A 23,264-nucleotide genomic window follows, 5' to 3' on the forward strand; every position below is an offset into this window, starting at 1 on the left:
CAGCCTTCTTTCTATAATAACAATCACTTTAGCATTTTTTTCGTTTATGCTGAATAGCCTTTCTGACTTTATCCAGTGAATCTGCTCCCTGTTTATCCAAAGTCATCATAAGAGTGACAAAAAGAGCATCTAAAATACTCAACTGAGCGATTCGGGAAGCGAGGGCTTCGGAACGAAAGTCGGTCTCTTCCGACAAAGTATAAAGAGGGATGTCTACGGCTTGGCTGAGAGAAGACTGGGTAAAGCCGGTAATGCCTATAGTTGAAACCTTGTTCTCACGGACGATATCGAGAACATCCAAAATGTCTTTTGACTGGCCTGTATGGGAAATAAGGATAGCAACGTCGCCTTCCTTCAGCTGAGAAGCCGACATCAGCTGCATGTGCCCATCGATTTGAACATTGACGGAAAGGCCGGTACGGATAAACTTGTGGTAGCCGTCCAGAGCAATAACATTGGATCCGCCAAAGCCAAAAAATTCGATCCGACTAGCCTGGCTGAGTGCCTCGGCAGCTGCGCAAAAATCTTTTTCATCGATGACGGTCAGGGTGTCTTCCAGTGTCTTGATATTGAAATGAAACACTTTTTCTAGAATTGTCTTTTCATCGTCATCTGCCTGGATCATATCATGAATATCACCGCTCAGCTGTGCTTTCTCTGCTGCCAGAGATATTTTAAGGTCCTGGTATCCAGTATATCCGAGCCTTTTGCAGAAACGAAAGACGGTCGAATCAGCAATAGCCAGCTCGTCGGCTATCTGATTGATGGTGCCGCGGATAATGCGTTCCGGCTGTTTCAGAATATATTCCGCTATGAGATGTTCTTTCTCACTCATGGAGGAATTCAGCAGGCGGACCCGTATCTTAAAAGGCTTGCCCTCTAGTGATTTACTCAAATTTTTCACCTCTTCTGTAGATTGCTCATACTCACAGTATAAAAGGTAAAAGCAAAAAAAGAAATAATTTTCTTTAAAGCGCTTGCAAAAAATAAAATTCTTTTATATAATTCAACTATCGAAAATAATTTCACGGAGGAGATCAAAATGAAACTGGGAATATGCGGCTTGGGGAAAATGGGACTCAATCTGGTAGATAATTTGATTAGAAATAACCATGAAGTCGTGGCCTATGACATCGACGGCAGTCTGGTCGCTGCTGCAGAGTCACTGGGGGCGCAGGGCACCCATTCACTAGAAGAACTGACGGGAGCTTTTGAGGGTAAGAAAATCGTCTGGATGATGGTGCCTTCGGGAGAGATCACGCAAGGACTGCTGGAAGACTTGACGCCTCTCTTATCCGAAGGAGATGTGCTGATGGACGGGGGCAACGCCTTTTATAAAGATTCTATTCAAAGACACCGTACACTAAAAAGTAAGGGCATTCATTATGTGGATGTCGGGACTAGCGGTGGCATGGAAGGAGCCAGAGACGGCGCCTGTACGATGGTCGGGGGAGACAAGGAAGTTGTTTCGGCTATCGAACAGATATTCAAGGATATATCGGTTACTAACGGCTACCTGTATACCGGTGAAGCTGGAAGTGGGCATTTTCTGAAAATGGTTCATAACGGCGTTGAATACGGCATGATGCAGGCGATCGGAGAAGGCTTTGATATTCTGGAAAAAAGTCCATATGACTTTGATCATGAATCTGTGGCCCGTGTCTGGAACAACGGGTCAGTGATCCGGTCCTGGCTGATGGAACTGATGCAGGATGCGTTTTCCGCAGATCCGAAACTAGACGATATCAGAGGCGTCGTTCATGCTTCAGGAGAAGGCAAGTGGACGGTAGAAACGGCTATGGAACTGGAGACAGCAGCACCTGTGATCGCCTTGTCTTTAATGATGCGTAACCGCTCGCTTGAATCAGATACATTCAGTGGCAAAGTCGTGGCTTCTTTAAGAAATCAGTTCGGTGGCCATGCAGTTGAAACGCACTAAGATCTACTACAGGAGAGGATGAAAATTATGTCAAATACAATGCTTATACTCGTTGCAGCTGCCGGTATAGCTTTGCTGCTGTTTCTGGTCATTCGTGCCAAACTGCACGCTTTCGTAACCATCATGCTGGTCAGTCTGCTGGTCGGGGTCGGAACGGGGATGCCCTTAGATACAGTCATCGATTCAGTCCAGCGAGGAATGGGAGGCACCTTGGGGTTTGTGGCCATCGTGGTAGGCCTGGGTGCCATGTTCGGGAAAATGCTGGAAGTATCCGGAGGAGTCGAGCGGCTTGCAAGCTCACTGCTGGATAAATTTGGAGAAGATAAAGCCCAGTGGGCCTTCGGCATCGCGGGCTTTCTTGTAGCCATCCCGGTATTTTTTGATGTTGGCTTTATCATCCTCGTGCCGATCGTCTACGGTCTGCAGAAGAAAACGGGGCGATCACTCCTGTATTACGGTATTCCGCTACTTGCGGGCCTGGCCGTTACCCATGCATATATTCCGCCGACTCCGGGACCGATTGCAGTAGCCGATTTGGTCGGTGCTGATCTCGGGTGGGTCATCCTGTTCGGTGCCATTGCAGGCTTGCCGTCCATGATCTTAGCGGGTCCTGTATTTGGACGTTATATCTCGAAAAAAGTACATATCGAGATTCCAGAATACATGAATTTTGAAGACAAGGAGTGGGAAAAAGAACTGCCGAGCTTTGGACTGGTTGCTTCGATTATTCTTGTGCCTTTGGCGCTGATATTGGCTAACACGTTATCCTCAGTAATTTTTGAAGCAGGCAGTCTGATTCGTCAAGTCACGATGTTTATCGGGAACCCGATTGTTGCTCTGCTGATTGCGACACTGATTACCTTCACGGTGCTGGGAACCAAGCGTGGCTATTCAAGAAAAGATGTTCAGGACATCGCCACCAAGGCACTTGAGCCAGTAGGCATCATTATTCTGGTTACTGGGGCTGGTGGAGTTTTCAAAGAAATTCTCGTTGATTCTGGTGTAGCGGATATTTTAGGCCAGCAGATGGCTGCTTCGCCACTGCCGCCAATCCTACTGGCCTTCATGATTGCGGCCGTCGTGCGGATTGCTCAGGGATCAGCAACTGTAGCCATGGTCACAGCTGCCGGACTGATTGCTCCCGCGCTTCCAGCCATGGGAGTCGAGGGTCCCGGCCTGGCACTGATCGTGATTGCCATCGCGGGTGGCTCGACCGGCTTCTCTCATGTCAATGACTCTGGCTTCTGGCTGGTGTCCCGCTTCTTCGGCTTAAGTGAAAAAGACACACTGAAAACATGGACAATCATGGGATCGATCATCGGTTTTGTCGGTCTGGGGATGGCACTTCTGATGGGATTGTTTATTATCTAAAGATCGACTAAAGTAAAGAGGAAGCATGCACTGATTTTATGATAGGAAAGGGATGCACATATGGGCAAGTATTCTATGGGAGTCGATATCGGCACGACCAGCTGCAAGGCTGTGTTGTTCAAGGATGACGGAAGTATTTTATGTCAGTCAGCTGTTGAATATCCGATGCTGACGCCGGAACCGAAGGCGGCTGAGCAGGATCCGGAAGAACAGTTTGAAGCAGTAGTGGTGGCTGTCAGGGCGGTGATGGATCATCCGGCTGTAGAGGCAAAAGACATCAAGCTTGTGTCTTTCAGCGCTGCTATGCACAGTCTGATTGCACTGGACGCAGCGGGTAAGCCGCTGACCCGGTCAATCATCTGGGCTGACCAGCGAAGTGAGCCGCAGGCCCGAAAGATTAAAGAAGATAACGGACACCGGTTGTATGAAAAAACGGGGACGCCGATCCATCCGATGTCACCTCTGTGCAAGCTGGTCTGGCTGAGAGAGGAAAAGCCGGAGCTGTTCAGACAAGCGCACCGCTTCATCGGTATCAAGGAGTACGTTTTTTACCGCCTGTTCAATAACTATGTTGTAGACTACTCCATCGCTTCGGCGACCGGCCTTTTTAACATGTATGACCTTTCCTGGGACCAAGAGGCACTGGAAACAGCCGGGATCACTTCCGGCCAGTTATCCGAAATTGTCCCCACAACCGAGGTGTTTACAGGACTGAATACCCTGATGGCTGAGAGAATGGGGCTCGATCCTCAGACACCCTTTGTTATCGGGGCCAATGACGGCTGTCTGGCTAATTTGGGAGTCAATGCAATCGATAAAGGGGTCGTAGCTGTGACAATCGGCACCAGTGGGGCGATTCGAACCGTGACTGACAAGCCGGTCACGGATCCTAAAGGGCGGATCTTCTGCTATGCCCTGACCGACAAGCACTGGGTGATTGGTGGTCCGGTCAATAACGGGGGGATGATCTTCAGGTGGCTGAGAGATGAGCTTTGTGCTGAAGAAATGGCTCAGGCAGAGGCGGAAGGACGGGACAGCTATGATGTGATCACGGAAAAGATCGCGCAGGTTAAGGCGGGTTCCAACGGTCTGCTTTTCCATCCCTACTTGTCTGGTGAACGGGCACCTTCCTGGAATGCCAATGCCAGAGGCTCCTTTTTCGGACTGGCCTTGGATCACAAAAAAGAGCATATGATGCGGGCTGTGCTTGAAGGCATCAACTTGAACTTGTACATGGTCCTTTTGGCGCTGGAAGAAATCATCGGTCTGCCTGAACGTGTCCACGGTACAGGAGGCTTTGCCCATTCACCTGTCTGGAGGCAGATGCTGGCGGATATTTTCGATCAGGAAGTCCATATTCCTGAAACAGTGGAAAGTGCCTGTTTGGGAGCAGCTGTTCTGGGACGCTATGCCATCAAAGATATCGATGAGCTGACCGAAATTCGCCAGATGGTCAGCACCAAGGAGATAAACCGTCCGCAGAAAGAGAATGTAGCAGTGTATGAGCAGCTGATGCCTCTATATATCAGGCTAAGCCGGCTCTTTGAACAGGAATACGAAGCGATTACGACTTTCCAGCAAAAGTACAAATGATGTATAAATCAACGTTCCAGTCAGCCTGACGCTGGCTGGAACGTTTTTGTCTGCTGTAATTTAATTTTTTTTGCACGACCGTGCATGCTGAATGTATATAAAAGAAAGAGCCGCCTAGGGAGAAGGAAGGGTTCCTTGAAGAGGAGACAAGGGCTGCTGTTTAGGGTTTTAAACAGCTACTGGCTGTCAGTGAAAAACAAAGTAAAAATGGCACAGTTTATTTGAAAGCGCAGTCATTTGTATACAGTTATAATACACATAAACCCTTTTTTAAACAAAAAAGCCCCTTTTTTATAAAATATATTGCATAAATATTTTATAAATGATATCATTCTCCTCAAGTGATAAAAGAAAAAGGAGAAAAGGGATATGAAAAAAAGATTAATAGGATTTATTACACTATTATTAATGCTGACTGGACTAGGCCTGGCACCGGATCAGGCTAATGCTGAAGACGGTTCAGCTCTGCAGAGAATACAGGACGCAGGGGTCCTGGTTGTGGGGACGAGTGCAGACTTTCCGCCGTTTGAATTTTATGCGGTCGTTGATGGGGAGCGTCGGGTTGTCGGGATGGATATCATGATTGCCGAGCAGATTGCTGATGACTTGGGCGTCGAGCTACAGATACAAGATATCGGTTTTGACAGTCTGCTTCCGGCTCTGGAAGCCAGAAATGTGGATGTCGTGATTGCCGGGATGACTCCGACGGCTGAGCGCCGAAGAAGTGTTGATTTTTCTGATATTTATTTTGAAACCTTTCAGAATCTGATGGTCCGAGCAGAGGATCAGGAAGTGTTTGACTCAATCGAATCACTGAGAGGTCAGCGCATTGGCGTCCAGTCGGGCTCTCTGCAGGAAGGGCTAGCCGAACAGATTCCGGATGCTGAAATCATGAGCCTGACGGATTTAAGTGACTTGCTTTTGGCACTGAGAACCAACCGAATTGATGCCATGGTCATGCAGGGGCCGAACGCGGAAGCCCATGCCGGTCATGATGATTCGCTGCATACCTTTGTCGGCGACTTTGATCTGGAAGATGATGATGCTGGATCCGCAATTGCTTTCAGACAGGGAGAGGATTCACTTGTCGAAGCGGTGAATGAAACATTGAGTTATATTGCTGAAGAAAATTTGACTGAAGAATTTCTGGCTGTAGCGGGTGAATACATGGCTCAGGCTGAACTGGATGAAGAGGGAGAAGAGATTGAAGAAAGCTTTATTTCCAGCTACTGGGAGTATTTCAGAGATGGAACCTTGATCACTTTGCTGATTTCTGCCTCGGCTGTCTTTTTCGGATTGGTGCTTGGGTCGCTGCTGGCTCTGATGCGTTTGTCCAATAAATTCCTGATCAGACCGCTAGCTACGGCTTACATTGAATTTGTCCGCGGTACACCGCTTCTGATTCAGGTCATGTTCATCTACTTTGCTTCAGGGATGCTCTTCAACCTTCCTGCGCTGACTGCCGGAATCATTGCGGTTTCCTTGAATTCAGGGGCCTATATCGCTGAAATCATCCGAGGAGGCATCAACTCGGTCAACACGGGTCAGGAAGAAGCCTCCAGAAGCCTGGGGATGAGCAAGAAACAGGCTATGCGCTATATTATTTTCCCGCAGGCCTTGAAAAACATCTGGCCGGCATTGGGGAATGAGTTTATTACTATCATCAAGGAATCATCCATTGTTTCCGTCATCGGTGTGGGAGAACTGATTTTCCAGACACGAGTGGTCCGTTCCATTTCTTTCCAAGGCATTCTGCCGCTCTTTGTCACGATGCTGATTTACTTCGCTTTGACCTTCTCACTGACGAAGCTACTGAATTACTATGAGGGGAGCATGAACCATGATTAAAGTGAACCATTTAAAAAAATCCTTCGGTAAAAATGAGGTACTGAAAGATATCAATGAAGAATTCAATCAGGGAGAGGTCGTCGTCGTCATCGGCCCGTCCGGTTCAGGGAAATCTACTTTTCTGCGCTGCCTGAACCTGCTTGAAGAGCCGTCGGATGGGGAAATTGTATTTGAAGGCACACCGCTGACCGGTTTGAAAGAAAAAGAGCTGAACCAGCTGCGTCAGAAAATGGGAATGGTATTCCAGCAGTTCAACCTGTTCCCGCATAAGACAGCCAAAGAAAACCTGACGATTGCTCCGGTCAAATCCAAGGGAGTAAACGTCAATGAAGCCAATCATAAGGCATCTCAGCTCCTGCAGCAGGTCGGCCTAGGAGATAAAGAAGAGGCATACCCAGCCAATCTGTCCGGGGGGCAGCAGCAGCGTGTGGCGATTGCTAGAGCGCTGGCAATGAAGCCGGATGTCATGCTCTTTGATGAGCCCACTTCCGCCCTTGACCCGGAAATGGTCGGAGAAGTCCTGAAAGTCATGAAAGATCTGGCTCAGTCCGGAATGACTATGGTTGTTGTGACTCATGAAATGGGCTTTGCCCGTGAAGTGGCCGACCGTGTCCTCTTTATGGATAACGGCTCCATCGTCGAGCAGGGGACGCCGGAGGAAATCTTCTCCAATCCGAAAAACGAACGTACTCAGGACTTCCTTTCCAAAGTGCTGTAATAGAAGAGGTGGCTATCCCAATTTGGGTAGCCACTTTTTTTAATGCAATAATTTATCCAATCTAAAGCCACTGATGAATATGTTACGTCATACGACTTCTTATCAACCTTACTCTCGATAGAGTTTAGAAGGACTATGATGAATGAACTACACCGTGCGTGTAGTTCAGCCCACTTTAAAAAACTGAACTGCATCCTGGCAGTGAAACAACGGCATATTGTTTAGTTTAGAAATCTGAACTACATTATTTTAGCTGTTTGGTTGAGTTCAGCGATACATAAACAAATCTACTATACCAACGGGCGAGTTTAGTTTTATGTAGCGACATATGTTGATGAAAAAGACAAGTAGTTCGTTATTTTATAAAAACACAACACTTATAATCATGATTATTTAAAAACAAGACCATAAATACGAACATTAAGCGATTAGAATAATTTGATATTCATCAAAAAGGTTGACTCGTTCATGTAGTTTAATTAAGATGAAGACACAGTTATAAGTGAACGATATATCGGATAAGCAATTTTAATGTTCGGTTTTGTATAAAATAAGGAGGCACCAACTAGTGATAAAAGGTCAGTTATTATATGAAGGCAAGGCGAAAGCGTTATATACTACCAGCGACAAGGACCAGCTTTGGGTGGAGTACAAGGATCAGGCGACAGCCGGAAATGGCGAAAGAAAAGAAACGATCGCCGGTAAAGGTCAGTTGAATAATCAGATTACTAGTACGGTTTTCGAGTATTTATTGTCTGAAGGCATACCGAGTCATTTCGTCAAGAAACTGTCCGATACTGAACAAGTCATAAAAAAAGTCGATATGTTCAGCCTGGAAGTAGTTGTGAGAAACGTCACAGCCGGAAGCTTTTCCAGACGCCTGGGGGTTGAAGAAGGAACTCAGCTTGATTTTCCTGTAGTCGAGTTTTACCTGAAAGAAGATGAGCTGAACGATCCTTTTATCAATGAAGACCATATAAAAGTGCTGAAGTTGGCAACTGATTCGGAAGTGTCTGAACTGAAGGAGAAAGCGCTGGAAGTGAACGGAGCGCTCAAGAAACTGTTTGATTCAATTGGCATCACACTCATTGACTTCAAGCTGGAATTTGGCAAAGACAGTGAAGGGGCCATCCTTTTGGCAGATGAAATTTCACCGGATACATGCCGCTTATGGGAAAAAAACACGAACAATCGTCTGGACAAGGATGTATTCAGACAACAAACTGGAGACATTGTTCCAGTCTATCAGGAAGTATTGAATCGACTGACACCATCACACGCGAGATAAAAAGGAGACGAAAATTAATGTACAACGTCAAAGTATATGTAACTTATAAAGAATCCATTCTTGATCCACAGGGAGAGGCCGTCAGAGGAGCCGTTCACCGTATGGGGTTTGAGGAAATTGACTCGGTCAGAATGGGTAAGTATTTTGAAATAAAAGTACAGAATCATGATGAACGCTCAGTTGAAGAGGTTATCGAAACAGTCTGTGACAAGCTGCTGGCTAATGTAGTGATGGAAAGTTACCGTTATGAAATCGAAAAAGTAAAGGAGACCGTGTAGCCATGCGTTTTGCAGTCATACAATTTCCCGGTTCAAACTGTGATGTTGATTTGCTTCATGCCATTATAGACGGGACCGGCGAAGAAGCTGAATATGTTCCGCATACTGCCGAGAGTCTGGAAGGCTTTGATGGTGTTCTCCTGCCAGGGGGCTTTTCTTATGGGGATTATTTAAGAAGTGGAGCTATTTCACGTTTCTCAGCGGTGATGGATGAAGTGAAGCGGTTTGCAGAAGAAGGCAAACCCGTTTTCGGTACTTGCAATGGTTTCCAGATTTTAGTAGAGGCGGGTCTGCTTCCCGGTGCCCTTCAGCGCAATAAAGGCCTGCATTTTATCTGCAGACAGTCAGAGCTCAAAGTCGTCAACAATACAACTCGCTTCACGTCAGCCTATGACAAAGACGAACAGTTGACCATTCCGATTGCCCACGGGGAAGGAAATTACTACTGTGATGACGAAACACTTAAAGAGCTTCAGGAAAACAACCAGATTGTCTTTACCTACGCATCGGAGAATCCGAATGGCTCTGTAGCTGATATTGCCGGAATCATCAATAAAAAAGGCAATGTGCTCGGAATGATGCCGCACCCGGAAAGAGCCGTGGAAGACCTGCTTGGTTCAAGTGATGGCCTGCGCTTTTTCCAGTCAATGGTACAGAATTTTGCAAAGGAGACTGCCGACGTATGAAAACAATTTTCGAACCGTCACCAGAACTAATCAGAGATGAACGCATTTATGCTCAGTGGGGATTGACGGATGAAGAGTACCAGCTGATTTCAGGAGATATTTTAGGCCGTCTGCCGAACTATACAGAAACCGGCTTGTTTTCTGTGATGTGGAGCGAACACTGCTCATATAAAAACTCTAAACCCGTTTTGAGAAAGTTTCCAACAGATGGCCCGCATGTTTTGCAGGGTCCAGGTGAAGGTGCCGGTATTGTCGATATCGGAGACAATCAGGCCGTTGTTTTCAAGGCAGAAAGCCACAATCACCCCTCAGCAGTTGAACCTTATGAAGGCGCAGCTACAGGAGTGGGCGGGATTATTAGAGATATTTTCAGTATGGGAGCCCGCCCGATAGCGATGCTGGACTCTTTGCGTTTTGGTGAACTGGATAATGAACGCACAAAGTATTTACTGGAAGAAGTAGTGGCTGGAATCGGCGGCTACGGTAACTGTATCGGTATTCCGACCGTTGGTGGCGAAATCGGCTTTGATCCGGTCTATAAAGGCAACCCCCTCGTTAATGCGATGTGCGTCGGTCTGATTGATCATAAAGACATTCAAAAAGGTCAGGCAAAAGGTGTCGGCAATACCATTATGTATGTAGGTGCCAAGACTGGCCGTGACGGGATTCACGGGGCTACCTTTGCCTCAGAAGAATTTAGTGATGAAGAAGAAGCAGAACGTTCGGCTGTACAAGTCGGCGATCCTTTTATGGAAAAACTGCTGATGGAAGCTTGTCTGGAACTGATTCAAGATCACAGTGACATTCTTGTCGGCATTCAGGACATGGGCGCTGCCGGGCTTGTTTCGTCCAGCTCGGAAATGGCTTCAAAAGCCGGGAGCGGACTGATTCTGAATCTGGATGACGTGCCTCAGCGTGAAACAAATATGACGCCATATGAAATGATGCTGTCGGAATCACAGGAGCGCATGCTGATTTGTGTGACTAAAGGGACGGAAGAACGTGTCAAGGAACTGTTTTCCCGCTATGAACTGGATGCTGTGACGATTGGTGAGGTAACCGATGACGGGCAGTACCGACTGTATCATCACGGTCAGCTGGTAGCGGACCTGCCTGTTGATGCCCTGGCGGAAGATGCGCCGGAGTACCAGAAAGACTACACAGAGCCCGAACGCATTCAACAATACAGAGAAATGAAAGCTTTTGAACCGAAAATAGACAAGGCGGAAGACACACTGAAAGCTCTGCTTCAGCAGCCGACAGTGGCGTCGAAAAAATCAGTATTTGAAACGTATGATTCGATGGTTCGCACCAGCACGGTTGTGGGACCTGGAAGTGACGCGGCAGTGGTCCGTATCCGCGGAACTAAAAAAGCTCTAGCCATGACGACCGACTGCAATGCGCGTTACCTGTATTTGAATCCGGAAAGAGGCGGACAGATGGCAGTGGCAGAAGCGGCTAGAAATATCGTTGCCAGTGGGGGAGAACCATTAGCCATTACGGACTGTCTGAATTACGGCAACCCGGACAAGCCGGAAGTGTTCTGGGAACTGTGGACATCTGCAGACGGGATTTCAAAGGCCTGCCAGACACTAGGCACACCGGTCATTTCAGGAAATGTGTCTTTATACAATGAAACAAGCGGCGAAGCAGTCTATCCAACACCGGTTATCGGAATGGTTGGACTCGTCAAAGATTTGGATCACGTGACAACTTCGGAATTCAAGCAGGCAGGGGACGTTATTATCGCTGTTGGAGAAACGAAGGCAGACTTTAACGGAACGGAACTACAGAAAATGCAATTGGGGAAAATCGAAGGCGAGCTGTTCGATTTTGATATAGAAAAGGAAAAAGCAGTGCAGGATAAGGTGCTGAAAGCTATCCGAAGCGGCTGGGTACAGAGTGCTCATGACTGTTCTGAGGGCGGATTGGCCGTTGCATTAATGGAGGCAGCATTTACAAAAGAGTTGGGACTGTCTGTGAATCTTGATATGCCTAAAGAATGGCTGTTTTCCGAATCACCGTCACGCTTTGTTTTGAGTATTAAAGCAGAAGACATCGGGGCTGTTGAGAAACTGTTTGGCAGCGATGCGTCAGTGATAGGAGAAGTGACCGATAACGGCATGGCTTCGATTCAGACAACAGATCAGCTGCTGGAATGCAGTGTAGGAGAATTGAAAGAGCTTTGGGAAGGAGCAATTCCATGTTTGCTGAAGTCAAAAGTTTAAACGAAGAATGCGGCGTGTTTGGTGTGTGGGGCCACCCCGATGCAGCCCAGCTGAATTTCTTTGGGCTTCACAGTTTGCAGCACCGCGGTCAGGAAGGGGCAGGCATTGTTACTAACCATAATGGACGCCTTAGAGGACACAGAGATTTAGGGCTTCTGTCAGAAGTATTTAAAGATGAAAGAGACCTTCAGAGACTTAAAGGAGAAGCTGGCATCGGGCATGTCCGTTACAGCACGTCCGGGAACAACAGTATCTTGAATATTCAACCTTTCCTCTTCAAGTTTCATGATGAAGAAATTGCTCTGGCACACAACGGGAATTTGATTAATGCCTTGAGCCTGCGTCAGGAACTGGAAAAAAACGGGGCTATTTTCCACTCCAATTCGGATACGGAAGTACTGATGCACTTGATTAGAAAAAGTAGACAGGAAACCTTGCTTGAACGTATTAAAGAAAGTCTCAACACGGTCAAAGGGGCCTTTGCTTATGTGATGCTGACACCGGACGCCTTAATTGGTGCACTGGATCCGAACGGTTTTCGTCCATTGTCAATTGGACAGATGGATAACGGTGCTTACGTGCTAGCCAGTGAAACCTGTGCCCTGGATGCCGTCGGGGCAGAATTTGTCCGTGCTGTTGAGCCGGGCGAACTGGTCATTATTGACGACTCCGGCTACACAATAGAAACGTATACAGATTATACAATGAAACAAATCTGTTCGATGGAGTTCATTTATTTTGCACGACCGGATTCCAACATTGCCGGTGTGAACGTGCATACGGCCCGTAAAAAAATGGGGAAACGCCTGGCATTGGAAGCACCGGTTGACGCGGATATGGTTATTGGTGTGCCGAATTCATCTCTATCGGCAGCCAGTGGCTACGCTGAACAAAGCGGCATTCCTTATGAAATGGGGCTCGTCAAAAACCAGTATGTAGCCAGAACCTTTATCCAGCCGACTCAGGAACTCCGTGAACAAGGTGTACGAATGAAACTGTCTGCTGTCAGAGGCGTTGTGGAAGGGAAAAAAGTTATCATGGTGGATGACTCTATCGTTCGCGGAACGACAAGCCGGCGCATCGTTCAGCTGTTGAAGGAAGCAGGAGCGGCAGAAGTGCACGTCCGTATTTCGTCACCGCCACTCAAATACCCGTGTTTTTACGGCATTGATATTCAAAATCAGAAAGAACTGATTGCTGCGGATTATTCTGTAGATGAGATTCGAGAGAAAATCGGTGCGGACAGCCTTTCTTTCTTGAGTGTCGAAGGAACCGTAGACTCCATTGGTCTGACGTTTAATGCACCGCATAACGGTTTATGCATGTCTTACTTTACTGGGGTTTATCCGACACCTTTATATGACTATGAAACAGATTACCGGGCAACGTTGAACAAAATCAAAGAAAGCAATCCATTAATGGTATAAGTTGAATGATTTATCGAACAAATAATACAGAGGAGCGATGAAATGGGAAATGCCTACAGTGCTGCAGGTGTGAATGTCGAAGCAGGATATGAAACCGTCGAGCGCATCAAGAAGCACGCAAAACGAACCGAACGTCTTGGAGTCATGGGTGCTTTGGGAGGCTTCGGGGGAGCCTTTGATTTATCCAGTCTGAATGTAAAGGAACCCGTGCTGGTATCCGGAACAGACGGTGTGGGGACAAAGCTGATGCTGGCCATCGGGCAAGACAAGCATGAGACCATTGGCATCGACTGCGTGGCCATGTGCGTGAATGATATTTTAGCACAAGGAGCAGAGCCTCTGTATTTTTTGGACTACATTGCGACCGGCAAAACGGTTCCCGAAAAAATGGAACAGATTGTGGCTGGTATTTCTGAAGGCTGTGTTCAGGCAGGCGCAGCGTTAATCGGGGGAGAAACGGCTGAAATGCCTGATATGTACGAGGAAAACGACTATGATGTTGCGGGTTTTTGCGTCGGTGTGGTTGAAAAAAGTCAGCTGCTGACGCCTGAACAGGTGAAAGCGGGCGACTCGCTTATTGGCCTGGCATCAAGTGGTATTCATTCCAACGGCTACTCTCTGGTCCGAAAAATCTGTTTTGAACAGAACACTTTCAGTTTTGAGGACACCTTTGAAGAGCTGGACGGCAAAAGACTCGGAGACTTGCTTTTGGAGCCGACAAAAATTTATGTTCAAACCGTTCTGCCTCTTTTAAAGAAAGGTTGGATAAACGGCTTGTCACACATTACAGGTGGCGGTTTTATCGAGAACCTGCCGCGCATGCTGCCTGAAGGCTTGTGTGCAGAAGTTAATGTGGAATCATTTGACACGCCGGCAATTTTCGGATTTCTTGAACACCACGGTCAATTGAACAGAAAAGAGATGTACGGCATTTTCAATATGGGCATCGGTATGGTGCTGGCCGTTCCAGCTGAAAAGGAAGCAGAAGTTATGGCGACTCTTACTGAAGCAGGCGACTCTGCCTTTGTGATAGGAGAAGTAACTGAAAATAAAGAGGAGGCCGTCCGTCTTGCTTAAGCAACAACCCATCAGACTGGCTGTCTTTGCTTCCGGAAACGGGTCGAATTTTGAAGCGCTTGTTCACTCCGTTCATGAAGGCGTGATAGACGGGAAGATTGCGCTTTTGGTGAGTGACCAGCCGGATGCCTATGTCCTGACCCGTGCAAAAAAACTGAATGTACCATCGGTCGCCTTTACACCGAAAGCATTTGAATCCAAAGCAGCCTATGAAAAGGAAGTGCTGGATCACTTAAAAGAAGCGAAAGTGGATTTAATAGTTTTAGCCGGTTATATGCGTATCGTAGGAAAAACGTTGCTTCAAGCCTTTCCTGAAAGAATCATCAATATTCATCCCTCACTCTTGCCAAACTATCCCGGCAGACAGGGGATTTTGGATGCCTTTATGGATAAAGCGGAACAGACTGGCGTGACGGTTCACCTGGTGGATGAAGGAGTCGACACCGGCCCGATTCTTGCTCAGGAAACAGTTGCGATAGAAGAGCATGATACGATAGACTCATTGGAGAGGAAAATTCATGCACTTGAACATGAACTGTTTCCAAAAGCCATACAAAAGGTGATAAAAGAACTGCAGAAGGAGCATGTTAAATAATGAAGCGCGCACTCATCAGTGTATCAGACAAAACAAACATAGTGGAATTTGCAAGAGGATTAGAAAAACAGAACATAGAAATTATTTCGACTGGTGGAACCAAAAAAGTTCTGGATGAAGCAGGTCTAAAGACCGTATCCATCGAAGACGTAACTGGCTTTCCAGAAATGATGGATGGGCGGGTCAAAACGCTTCATCCTCTGATTCACGGGGGACTTTTAGGGAGACGCGATTTGACTAGTCATATGGATGCCATGAAAGCACATGACATTCAACCGATTGATCTGGTCTGCGTAAACCTGTATCCCTTCAAGGAAACCATTTCCAAAGAGAGTACCACGCCGGAAGAAGCGATTGAGCAGATTGATATAGGCGGCCCGAGCATGCTGCGCAGTGCAGCGAAGAACTTTGCATCCGTAACTGTCGTGGTTGATACAGCTGACTATTCCCTGGTGCTTGATGAACTTGAGTCAAATGGCGAAACAACTCCAGAAACAAGACAGCGTCTGGCAGCCAAGGTGTTCCGACACACAGCCAGTTATGATGCACTGGTAGCAGACTACTTAACTAACTTAACTGAAGAAGTAGAACCCAAAACACATACGCCGACGTATACATTAAAGCAGCCTCTTCGTTATGGAGAAAACAGTCATCAGACTGCTCTCTTTTATGAAGAACCGGTAGCATCGAGTTTCTCTATCGCCAAGGCTGAACAGCTGCATGGCAAAGCGCTATCCTATAACAATATCAAAGATGCGGACGCAGCCATTCGTATAGTCCGGGAGTTTGACGAACCGGCTGCAGTGGCACTGAAACACATGAATCCATGCGGTATCGGCGTCGGTCAGACAATTGAAGAAGCTTTCAGCCGTGCCTATGATGCAGACCCGGTATCTATTTTCGGAGGCATCGTAGTGGTCAATGAAGAGGTTTCTTTTGAATTGGCTGAAAAGCTGAGTCAAATTTTTCTGGAAATTGTCATTGCCCCAAGCTTTTCTGAAGATGCACTGGCTAAGTTGACGAAAAAGAAAAATATCCGACTGCTTCAACTCGACTTCTCACGGGCCAAACAAGGTGGCAAGGAAGCCGTCTCAGTTCTTGGGGGACTTCTGGTTCAGGATCAGGACTGGCTGGAAGAAAATCCGGATAGCTGGGAAGTGGTCACTGACAAAGCACCGACAGAAGAGCAGTTGAAGGCAATGGCTTTGACCTGGAAAGCGGTCAAGCACGTAAAAAGCAATGCGATTGTGGTTGGAAATGACAAGCAGACTTTGGGTATCGGGGCCGGACAGATGAACCGGGTCGGCGCGGTAAAAATTGCTGTTGAACAGGCTGGAGAAAAAGCCAAAGGTGCCGTTCTGGCAAGTGATGCTTTCTTCCCTATGGACGACAGCGTCGAATATGCTGCAAAGCACGGCATTTCTGCCATTGTTCAACCGGGTGGCAGTATTAAAGACCAGGCATCCATCGATAAAGCGAATGAACTGGGCATAGCGATGGTATTCACCGCTGTCCGTCACTTCAGACATTAACTATTAGATATTAATTGGTTCAATCTGGCCTGGCCAGATTGGCATACATAGACAAAAACCATCCATCAAAGGGGAGAATACAGTGAAGGTACTAGTCATTGGGGGAGGCGGCCGTGAACATGCGGTTGCAAAGAAACTGCTGTCAGGAGAGTCCGTTGACTCAGTTTACTGTGCACCGGGAAATGCCGGAATGAAGCGAGACGGTATTACTGTCGTCTCCATAGCGCAGGATAATCACGACGCACTGATTGATCTGGTGAAGTCAGAAGGCATTGACTGGACCTTTGTCGGACCGGAAATTCCTTTATTCAATGGCATCGTGGATGACTTTCAGGCAGCAGGCCTGGCCATTTACGGACCCACTCAAGCAGCCACACAAATTGAGGCATCCAAAGAATTTGCAAAAGAACTAATGATGAAAAATGATATTCCAACTGGATCCTACCGGTCTTTCGATAAGTATGAAGAAGCCTGCCGATACGTTGAAGAAGGACCTGTTCCAACAGTTATTAAAGCAGATGGACTGGCGGCTGGAAAAGGTGTCGTTGTAGCGGAAACAAAAGAAGAGGCATTGGCTGCTTTAAAAGATATGATGTGCGATGAAAAATTTGGCAGTGAAAACACCCGAGTTGTGATTGAAGAGTACCTTTCAGGTGAAGAGTTTTCACTGATGGCTTTTGTGTCGGGAGAAAAAGTGTATCCAATGGTGATATCTCAAGATCATAAGCGCTTGCTTGAAGGAGACAAAGGCCTTAACACAGGTGGGATGGGCGCTTACGCTCCTGTCGCTCACATTGACGAATCGATAATCGACCAGGCAGTAGAGCGCATCTTAAAACCAGCCGCTAAAGGCATGGTGAAAAACGGCACGCCATTTACCGGTATCTTATATGCGGGTGTCATGGCCACAAATGATGGTCCGAAAACGATTGAATTCAACGCCCGCTTTGGCGATCCGGAAACACAAGTCTTGATGAACCGTCTGGAATCTGATTTGGGTAAAGCCATTTTGGCTATTTTAAATAATGAAGAACCTGACTTGGAATGGAAAACAGAAGGGGTCAGCTTAGGTGTGGTGGTCGCCGCAGCAGGCTATCCTGCAAGCTATAAAAAACAGCTCCCACTGAACTTGCCTGAAGAAAATGAAACCCTGCAGCTCTACTTTGCAGGCGTTACAGAAAAAGAAGGAGAGCTAGTATCAGACGGTGGGCGAATTTATTTAGTTGAAGCATCAGCAGATACCATAGAAGAAGCTCAAGAGGTCATTTATACAGCCCTTGATTCAGTTAATAACCCGGGCTGTGTCTACAGAAAAGATATTGGCCACCAAGCGGTCAAACCTCAACAGATTAAAAGCACAGCAATTTTAAATCAGCATACTTTATAGGAGGCAATACATTTGGCTATTGAAATAGGCATTGTTATGGGAAGCACGTCCGACTGGGATACAATGAAGCACGCCTGCGATATTTTAGATGAACTGACTATTCCTTATGAAAAGAAAGTCGTCTCGGCGCACCGCACACCCGATTTGATGTTTGAATATGCACAACAAGCACGAGAACGGGGACTGAAAGTGATTATTGCCGGAGCAGGAGGAGCAGCTCATCTGCCAGGCATGCTGGCGGCTAAAACAACTTTGCCGGTCATCGGTGTGCCGGTTCAGTCCAAGTCACTTAATGGTCTCGATTCTCTCTTGTCGATTGTTCAGATGCCCGGCGGTGTACCTGTGGCAACCGTTGCAATTGGAAAAGCCGGCGCAACCAATGCCGGTCTGCTCGCTGCTCAAATGCTTGGAGCCACCCAGCCGGCTGTTGCCGAGCGAATCGAAGCACGCAGGGAAGCCTTAAAACAGAAAGTAATGGAAAGTAGTGACGACCTTGTCTAACGTGATTAAACCGGGAAGTACAATAGGCATTATTGGAGGAGGTCAGCTGGGTAGAATGCTGGCCTTTTCGGCTAAGAAAAAAGGCTACCGTATAGCTGTTCTGGATCCGACTGCGGACTGTCCGACAGCTCAGGTTGCTGACTGTCATGTTCAAGCTGCTTATGATGACGTTAATGCCTTGAAGGAACTTGCTGACGTGAGTGATGTCTTGACCTATGAATTTGAAAACGTTGATGCACAAGCGATTCATCAGGTTCAGAAAAGCAGCAGGACAGCTATTCCTCAAGGGACAGAACTGCTTTTAAACACCCAGAACCGCTTAAGTGAAAAAGATTTTCTGAAAAAAGCAGGCATTCCTATCGCTGCCTATGCTAAAATAAATAGCGAAGACGATTTGAAAAATGCCGTCGAGACAATCGGCTATCCTTGTGTTTTGAAAACTGTTCAGGGTGGCTATGACGGGAAAGGTCAGGTTGTTTTACACTCAGCATCTGATCTGGCTGAAGGAAACAGGCTGTGTGAACACGGCACGTGTGTTCTTGAAGAGTGGATTGCTTTTGAAAAAGAGCTGTCCGTCATGGTGGCGCGAAATGCATCAGGCAATATCGTTACTTTGCCGGTATCCGAAAACATCCATCAGAACAATATTTTGATGACAAGTATCGTTCCTGCCCGTGCGTCGGATGATACATTGAAAAAAGCCCAAGCAATCGCAGAGACTATTGCTGAAAAAATGAACTTGGTTGGCGTAATGGGTGTAGAACTTTTCCTCACTGAAACGGGTGAACTCTACGTTAATGAACTGGCACCGCGTCCCCATAACTCCGGGCACTACTCGATAGAAGCCTGCTCACACTCGCAGTTTGATCTGCATATCAAAGCCATCTGTGGTTACCCACTGCCTGAAGTTGACCTCTTAAAACCGGCTGTGATGGTTAATATTCTAGGTGAACATCTGGAGTCAGCCTTGAAGCTGAATGAGACAGAGCCTACTTGGCATGTACATGATTATGGAAAAAAAGAGGCTAAAACCGGCCGCAAGATGGGGCACATAACTATTTTGACGGATAATAGAGAACAGACACTTAAAGCAATTGAGGAAACGAAAATTTGGAATTAGGAGACTGTGACTATGATTGAACGTTATACACGACCTGAAATGAAAGAACTCTGGTCAGAAGAGAACCGCTATAAGTCTTGGCTGGAAGTTGAAATTCTGGCTGACGAAGCATGGGCTGAATTGGGGGAGATTCCTAAAGAAGACGTGCAGAAGATTCGAGAAAATGCTTCTTTCGATATTACCCGTATTTTGGAAATTGAACAGCAGACAAAGCATGACGTGGTGGCGTTCACCCGCGCAGTTTCCGAATCCCTTGGCGATGAAAAGAAATGGGTTCACTACGGTCTGACCAGTACCGATGTTGTGGATACAGCTTACGGCTACCAGCTGAAACAAGTGAATGATGTCTTGAGAAAAGACTTGCAGCAGCTGCTTGAGGTGATTGGTGAAAAAGCGAAAGAACATAAATATACTGTGACAATGGGACGGACTCATGGTGTGCATGCGGAACCGACCACTTTTGGTCTGAAACTGGCTTTATGGTATTCAGAAATGAAACGCCACATTGAGCGCTTCGAACACGCAGCAAAAGGCGTGGAAGCCGGTAAAATCAGCGGGGCAGTCGGAACTTTTGCCAATATCCCAACTTTTGTCGAAAAGTATGTCTGTGAAAAACTGGGCACGCGTCCACAGGAAATTTCAACTCAAGTTCTTCCGCGCGATCTGCATGCGGAATACTTAAGTTCGATTGCGTTGATTGCGACCAGTGTGGAGAAGTTTGCGACCGAAATAAGAGGCCTGCAGAAATCAGAAACGCGCGAAGTCGAAGAAGGCTTTGCCAAAGGACAGAAAGGCTCATCTGCTATGCCGCATAAGCGTAATCCAATCGGTTCAGAAAACATGGCCGGTCTGGCACGTGTCATTCGCGGACACATGGTAACGGCTTATGAAAATGTCAGTCTGTGGCATGAACGTGACATCTCACATTCTTCTGCCGAACGGATTATCCTGCCGGACAGCACGACTCTACTGAACTATATGCTGAACCGTTTCTCCAACATTGTCCGTAACTTGACAGTGTTCCCAGAAAACATGAAGCGCAATATGGATGCAACACTTGGTCTGATATACTCTCAGCGCGTATTGTTGAAACTGATTGACAAAGGTCTGAGCCGTGAAGAAGCATATGACTTGGTTCAGCCGAAAACCGCTGTTGCCTGGGATGAACAGACGGCTTTCCGTCCCTTGCTTGAAGAGGACGAAAAAATCATGTCCATTCTATCTACAGAGGATATCGAAGAAGCTTTTGACTACAATTACCACCTGAGAAATGTCGATGAAATTTTTGAACGCGTTGGCTTAGACTAAGCGGCGTGTTACCCTATAGAAACAGAGAAATCTGTCTCTATAGGGTTTTCTGTTAGCTGAATTAAGTGAGGGAAGGATGACGATAAATGAAGATAATTATGTTCAGTGTCCGTGAAGACGAAAAAGAAGCGGTAAAAGCATGGGAAGAACGTAATAACATCAGCGTCACCACAGTGGGTGAAGATTTATCCAGTGCAAATATTGATTTGGTCAAAGGCTTCGATGGGCTCTCCATCCAGCAGGTCACCGACCTTCACGATGAAGCCATCTACAAGAAGCTTGCTGATTTCAAGATTAAACAAATTTCCCTCCGTACAGCTGGCTATGACGTCATCGATACCGAGATGGCCAAAAAATATAAGCTGACAATCACGAATGTGCCTGCGTACTCTCCGCGCTCCGTTGCTGAACTGGTTCTGACCCAGACGATGCGTCTGATTCGTCATTTCCCAAGCCTGGAGTCACATATGGCTCACGGAGACTTCCGCTGGCGCGGACTGGTCGCCAGGGAAATTCACACCCTGACCATCGGGATTATTGGTGCCGGAAAAATCGGCAGTACGTCTGCCCGTTTATTTCACGCACTGGGAGCAGAGGTCATTGCTTACGATCCGGTTCGAAGAGAAGAGCTGGAGGCTGTGCTGACTTACAAAGAGTCTCAAAAAGAGGTGCTGGAAGCTTCAGATGTCGTCAGTCTGCATGTTCCGATAGACCTCTCCACTATAAATTTGATTGATGAAGAAGCTTTAAATCAGATGAAGCCGGAAGCTTACCTCATCAATGCAGCCAGGGGACCGGTCGTTGACACAGAGGCCTTAATCAACGCGCTGGAAGCAGGGAATCTCGCCGGAGCGGCTCTGGACACCCTGACCAATGAACAGGGCGTCTTTAACCAGGATTTGAGAAAGCAGGAACTGCCTGACGACCTGGAGAAGCTGATGGACAGGGACAATGTGCTGATGACTCCGCACATCGGCTTTTACACAACGGAAGCCGTACGCAACATGGTGGATATTGGCTTGAACAATACAGTGGAGGTTTTACTGAACGGAAAAAGTGAAAATGAAGTTCGGTAAAAAACAGGGAAGCAGACCAGTTTAACGGTCTGCTTCCCTGTTTTTTACTTTAAAATAACGGCTTAATCTGTCCGGTATTTTCTAGGAGCAGAAAAGTAGCGGGACATTCCAGTTGCTATGGTAGGAAGCAGAAACAAATATATATCCTATTTTAATGGGATTTTAAAAGCAAACGCTTTAGTCAAACTAGTTCGAATTGGAAATTTATTAGGAAAATGATATAAAAACGCTTGCATCCGGTTTTCTTCCGTGATATAGTTTACACAGAGTTAAATATATGGACGCAGTTGGATTGTTACTGATCTGATATCAGATGCAGGCAAAACCTAAATTGATCCGAGAACTTACCTGAAGAATAGCTGTTTTTTCGGGAAAGGTCTGGGATGAGTTTAGGTTTATTTTTTTGATAAAATCTGTTGGGGGGTGTCAAACAGGTGTAATGAAAATAGAAAAAGTATTGAATAACAATGTCGTACTGACTTTAAATGAACACAATCAGGAAACAGTCGTTATGGGGAGAGGGATTGCGTTTCAGAAAAAAGCAGGTCAGAGCATTGAAGAAGATAAAATCGAGAAAATTTTCATACCTGAAGGTCAGGATGTACTGGAGAATCTGGCGAATTTGTATCGCGACATTAATCCGGACATTCTTGAAGTAGCGACGAATGTGATCAAATATGCCCAGAGTATTCTTCGTTTAAAACTCAGCAATCATATTTATCTGACATTACCGGATCACTTAAGCTACGCCATCAGTCGGACTCAGGAAGGTCTGGACATCAAGACACCGCTCATATGGGAAATCAAACGCTTCTATAAGGTGGAATATGAAATAGGCCTGAAAGCGATAGAGCTGGTCGAAAATGAAATGGGTGTGGACCTGCCGGAGTCCGAAGCTGCCGCTATCGCCCTTCATATTGTGAATGCGAGGCAGGATGATTCAGATTTAAGGATTACCATCCGCATGACTGAACTGGTTCAGGATATCATCAACATTGTTCACTTTTATTATGGCCAGACGTTTGATGAAGACTCCTTTCAGTACACCCGCTTTATCACACATCTGCAGTACTTTGCCAGACGTCTGTTGAATCAGGAACGGCGTGAGTCAGATGATGACTTTCTCTACGAGCAGATTCAAAAAAAGTACCAAAAAGCTTTTAAATGCACAGAACGAATAAACGACTACCTGAAAAAAGTAGAACAGACCGCGCTAACTAAGGATGAACAGCTATACTTGGCTATCCACATTCAGCGTGTGACATCTGAAAGCAGGTAACTAACTGAATACA

Annotated in this window: 20 protein-coding genes; 19 read left to right on the top strand and 1 reads right to left on the bottom strand. The window is 46.6% G+C overall.

The features are described 5' to 3' along the window. Window positions 1–28: 28 nt before the first annotated feature. Window positions 29–895, bottom strand: a complete 867-nt coding sequence (locus ADIAL_RS02370; protein WP_034299638.1) for a MurR/RpiR family transcriptional regulator — start codon at window positions 893–895, stop codon at window positions 29–31. A 147-nt stretch (window positions 896–1,042) separates the two neighbouring features. On the opposite strand from ADIAL_RS02370, the gene gnd reads away from it, so the two are divergent. The 19 genes from gnd (at window position 1,043) to licT (ending at window position 23,251) form a co-directional block, all read left to right on the top strand. Continuing rightward, window positions 1,043–1,939, top strand: coding sequence for a phosphogluconate dehydrogenase (NAD(+)-dependent, decarboxylating) (gene gnd / locus ADIAL_RS02375; RefSeq protein WP_034299641.1), 897 nt, complete (start codon window positions 1,043–1,045; stop codon window positions 1,937–1,939). Window positions 1,940–1,966: 27 nt separating this feature from the next. Next, entirely contained in the window at window positions 1,967–3,310 is a 1,344-nt protein-coding gene (locus ADIAL_RS02380) for a GntP family permease (protein WP_034299643.1), read from the top strand. 60 nt (window positions 3,311–3,370) lie between these two features. Further along, complete coding sequence (gntK, locus tag ADIAL_RS02385) at window positions 3,371–4,903, top strand: gluconokinase (protein WP_034299644.1); 1,533 nt, start codon at window positions 3,371–3,373, stop codon at window positions 4,901–4,903. Window positions 4,904–5,272: 369 nt separating this feature from the next. Further along, the gene (locus ADIAL_RS02390; RefSeq protein ID WP_034299645.1) at window positions 5,273–6,751 is read left to right on the top strand and encodes an ABC transporter substrate-binding protein/permease; all 1,479 of its coding nucleotides are present in this window, start codon (window positions 5,273–5,275) and stop codon (window positions 6,749–6,751) included. Continuing rightward, window positions 6,744–7,469, top strand: coding sequence for an amino acid ABC transporter ATP-binding protein (locus ADIAL_RS02395; RefSeq protein WP_034299646.1), 726 nt, complete (start codon window positions 6,744–6,746; stop codon window positions 7,467–7,469). The genes ADIAL_RS02390 and ADIAL_RS02395 overlap by 8 nt, the downstream gene beginning before the upstream one ends. 568 nt (window positions 7,470–8,037) lie before the next feature. Then, window positions 8,038–8,757: a phosphoribosylaminoimidazolesuccinocarboxamide synthase gene (gene purC, locus ADIAL_RS02400; protein ID WP_034299647.1), complete on the top strand. Its 720-nt coding sequence runs from the start codon at window positions 8,038–8,040 to the stop codon at window positions 8,755–8,757. Window positions 8,758–8,774: 17 nt separating this feature from the next. Next, window positions 8,775–9,035 carry a phosphoribosylformylglycinamidine synthase subunit PurS gene (gene purS, locus ADIAL_RS02405; RefSeq protein WP_034299648.1) on the top strand — a complete coding sequence of 87 codons (261 nt, stop codon included), beginning with the start codon at window positions 8,775–8,777 and terminating at the stop codon, window positions 9,033–9,035. Between the two features lie 2 nt (window positions 9,036–9,037). Continuing rightward, on the top strand, window positions 9,038–9,721 hold the full coding sequence (purQ, locus tag ADIAL_RS02410; protein WP_034299649.1) for a phosphoribosylformylglycinamidine synthase subunit PurQ: 684 nt from the start codon (window positions 9,038–9,040) through the stop codon (window positions 9,719–9,721). After that, window positions 9,718–11,949, top strand: coding sequence for a phosphoribosylformylglycinamidine synthase subunit PurL (purL, locus tag ADIAL_RS02415; protein WP_034299651.1), 2,232 nt, complete (start codon window positions 9,718–9,720; stop codon window positions 11,947–11,949). The genes purQ and purL overlap by 4 nt, the downstream gene beginning before the upstream one ends. Continuing rightward, window positions 11,925–13,376, top strand: coding sequence for an amidophosphoribosyltransferase (gene purF, locus ADIAL_RS02420; RefSeq protein WP_034299654.1), 1,452 nt, complete (start codon window positions 11,925–11,927; stop codon window positions 13,374–13,376). Before purL ends, purF begins: the two co-directional genes overlap by 25 nt. Window positions 13,377–13,418: 42 nt before the next feature. Continuing rightward, window positions 13,419–14,453: a phosphoribosylformylglycinamidine cyclo-ligase gene (purM, locus tag ADIAL_RS02425; protein ID WP_034299655.1), complete on the top strand. Its 1,035-nt coding sequence runs from the start codon at window positions 13,419–13,421 to the stop codon at window positions 14,451–14,453. 10 nt (window positions 14,454–14,463) lie between these two features. Then, the gene (gene purN, locus ADIAL_RS02430; protein WP_034299769.1) at window positions 14,464–15,048 is read left to right on the top strand and encodes a phosphoribosylglycinamide formyltransferase; all 585 of its coding nucleotides are present in this window, start codon (window positions 14,464–14,466) and stop codon (window positions 15,046–15,048) included. Beyond that, entirely contained in the window at window positions 15,048–16,580 is a 1,533-nt protein-coding gene (gene purH, locus ADIAL_RS02435; RefSeq protein WP_034299657.1) for a bifunctional phosphoribosylaminoimidazolecarboxamide formyltransferase/IMP cyclohydrolase, read from the top strand. Before purN ends, purH begins: the two co-directional genes overlap by 1 nt. A gap of 82 nt (window positions 16,581–16,662) precedes the next feature. Further along, entirely contained in the window at window positions 16,663–17,967 is a 1,305-nt protein-coding gene (gene purD / locus ADIAL_RS02440) for a phosphoribosylamine--glycine ligase (RefSeq protein ID WP_051503660.1), read from the top strand. 36 nt (window positions 17,968–18,003) lie between these two features. Continuing rightward, entirely contained in the window at window positions 18,004–18,468 is a 465-nt protein-coding gene (gene purE / locus ADIAL_RS02445; protein ID WP_034299773.1) for a 5-(carboxyamino)imidazole ribonucleotide mutase, read from the top strand. Continuing rightward, window positions 18,461–19,588 (top strand): 5-(carboxyamino)imidazole ribonucleotide synthase, encoded by a 1,128-nt coding sequence (purK, locus tag ADIAL_RS02450; RefSeq protein ID WP_034299659.1) that lies wholly within the window; start codon window positions 18,461–18,463, stop codon window positions 19,586–19,588. Before purE ends, purK begins: the two co-directional genes overlap by 8 nt. Before the next feature lie 12 nt (window positions 19,589–19,600). Next, window positions 19,601–20,896, top strand: a complete 1,296-nt coding sequence (gene purB, locus ADIAL_RS02455; RefSeq protein WP_034299661.1) for an adenylosuccinate lyase — start codon at window positions 19,601–19,603, stop codon at window positions 20,894–20,896. An 86-nt stretch (window positions 20,897–20,982) separates the two neighbouring features. Continuing rightward, the gene (locus tag ADIAL_RS02460; protein WP_034299663.1) at window positions 20,983–21,972 is read left to right on the top strand and encodes a D-2-hydroxyacid dehydrogenase; all 990 of its coding nucleotides are present in this window, start codon (window positions 20,983–20,985) and stop codon (window positions 21,970–21,972) included. 439 nt (window positions 21,973–22,411) lie between these two features. Then, on the top strand, window positions 22,412–23,251 hold the full coding sequence (gene licT / locus ADIAL_RS02465; protein WP_034299665.1) for a BglG family transcription antiterminator LicT: 840 nt from the start codon (window positions 22,412–22,414) through the stop codon (window positions 23,249–23,251). Window positions 23,252–23,264 lie beyond the last annotated feature (13 nt).

Source organism: Alkalibacterium sp. AK22 (genome assembly GCF_000585255.1).
Taxonomy (GTDB): Bacteria; Bacillota; Bacilli; order Lactobacillales; family Carnobacteriaceae_A; genus Alkalibacterium.

Coding starts and splice junctions, on each gene's coding strand:
- gnd (WP_034299641.1), top strand. CDS start 1,043: ATGAAACTGGGAATATGCGGCTTGGGGAAAATGGGACTCAATCTGGTA.
- ADIAL_RS02380 (WP_034299643.1), top strand. CDS start 1,967: ATGTCAAATACAATGCTTATACTCGTTGCAGCTGCCGGTATAGCTTTG.
- gntK (WP_034299644.1), top strand. CDS start 3,371: ATGGGCAAGTATTCTATGGGAGTCGATATCGGCACGACCAGCTGCAAG.
- ADIAL_RS02390 (WP_034299645.1), top strand. CDS start 5,273: ATGAAAAAAAGATTAATAGGATTTATTACACTATTATTAATGCTGACT.
- ADIAL_RS02395 (WP_034299646.1), top strand. CDS start 6,744: ATGATTAAAGTGAACCATTTAAAAAAATCCTTCGGTAAAAATGAGGTA.
- purS (WP_034299648.1), top strand. CDS start 8,775: ATGTACAACGTCAAAGTATATGTAACTTATAAAGAATCCATTCTTGAT.
- purQ (WP_034299649.1), top strand. CDS start 9,038: ATGCGTTTTGCAGTCATACAATTTCCCGGTTCAAACTGTGATGTTGAT.
- purL (WP_034299651.1), top strand. CDS start 9,718: ATGAAAACAATTTTCGAACCGTCACCAGAACTAATCAGAGATGAACGC.
- purF (WP_034299654.1), top strand. CDS start 11,925: ATGTTTGCTGAAGTCAAAAGTTTAAACGAAGAATGCGGCGTGTTTGGT.
- purM (WP_034299655.1), top strand. CDS start 13,419: ATGGGAAATGCCTACAGTGCTGCAGGTGTGAATGTCGAAGCAGGATAT.
- purH (WP_034299657.1), top strand. CDS start 15,048: ATGAAGCGCGCACTCATCAGTGTATCAGACAAAACAAACATAGTGGAA.
- purE (WP_034299773.1), top strand. CDS start 18,004: ATGGGAAGCACGTCCGACTGGGATACAATGAAGCACGCCTGCGATATT.
- purB (WP_034299661.1), top strand. CDS start 19,601: ATGATTGAACGTTATACACGACCTGAAATGAAAGAACTCTGGTCAGAA.
- ADIAL_RS02460 (WP_034299663.1), top strand. CDS start 20,983: ATGAAGATAATTATGTTCAGTGTCCGTGAAGACGAAAAAGAAGCGGTA.
- licT (WP_034299665.1), top strand. CDS start 22,412: ATGAAAATAGAAAAAGTATTGAATAACAATGTCGTACTGACTTTAAAT.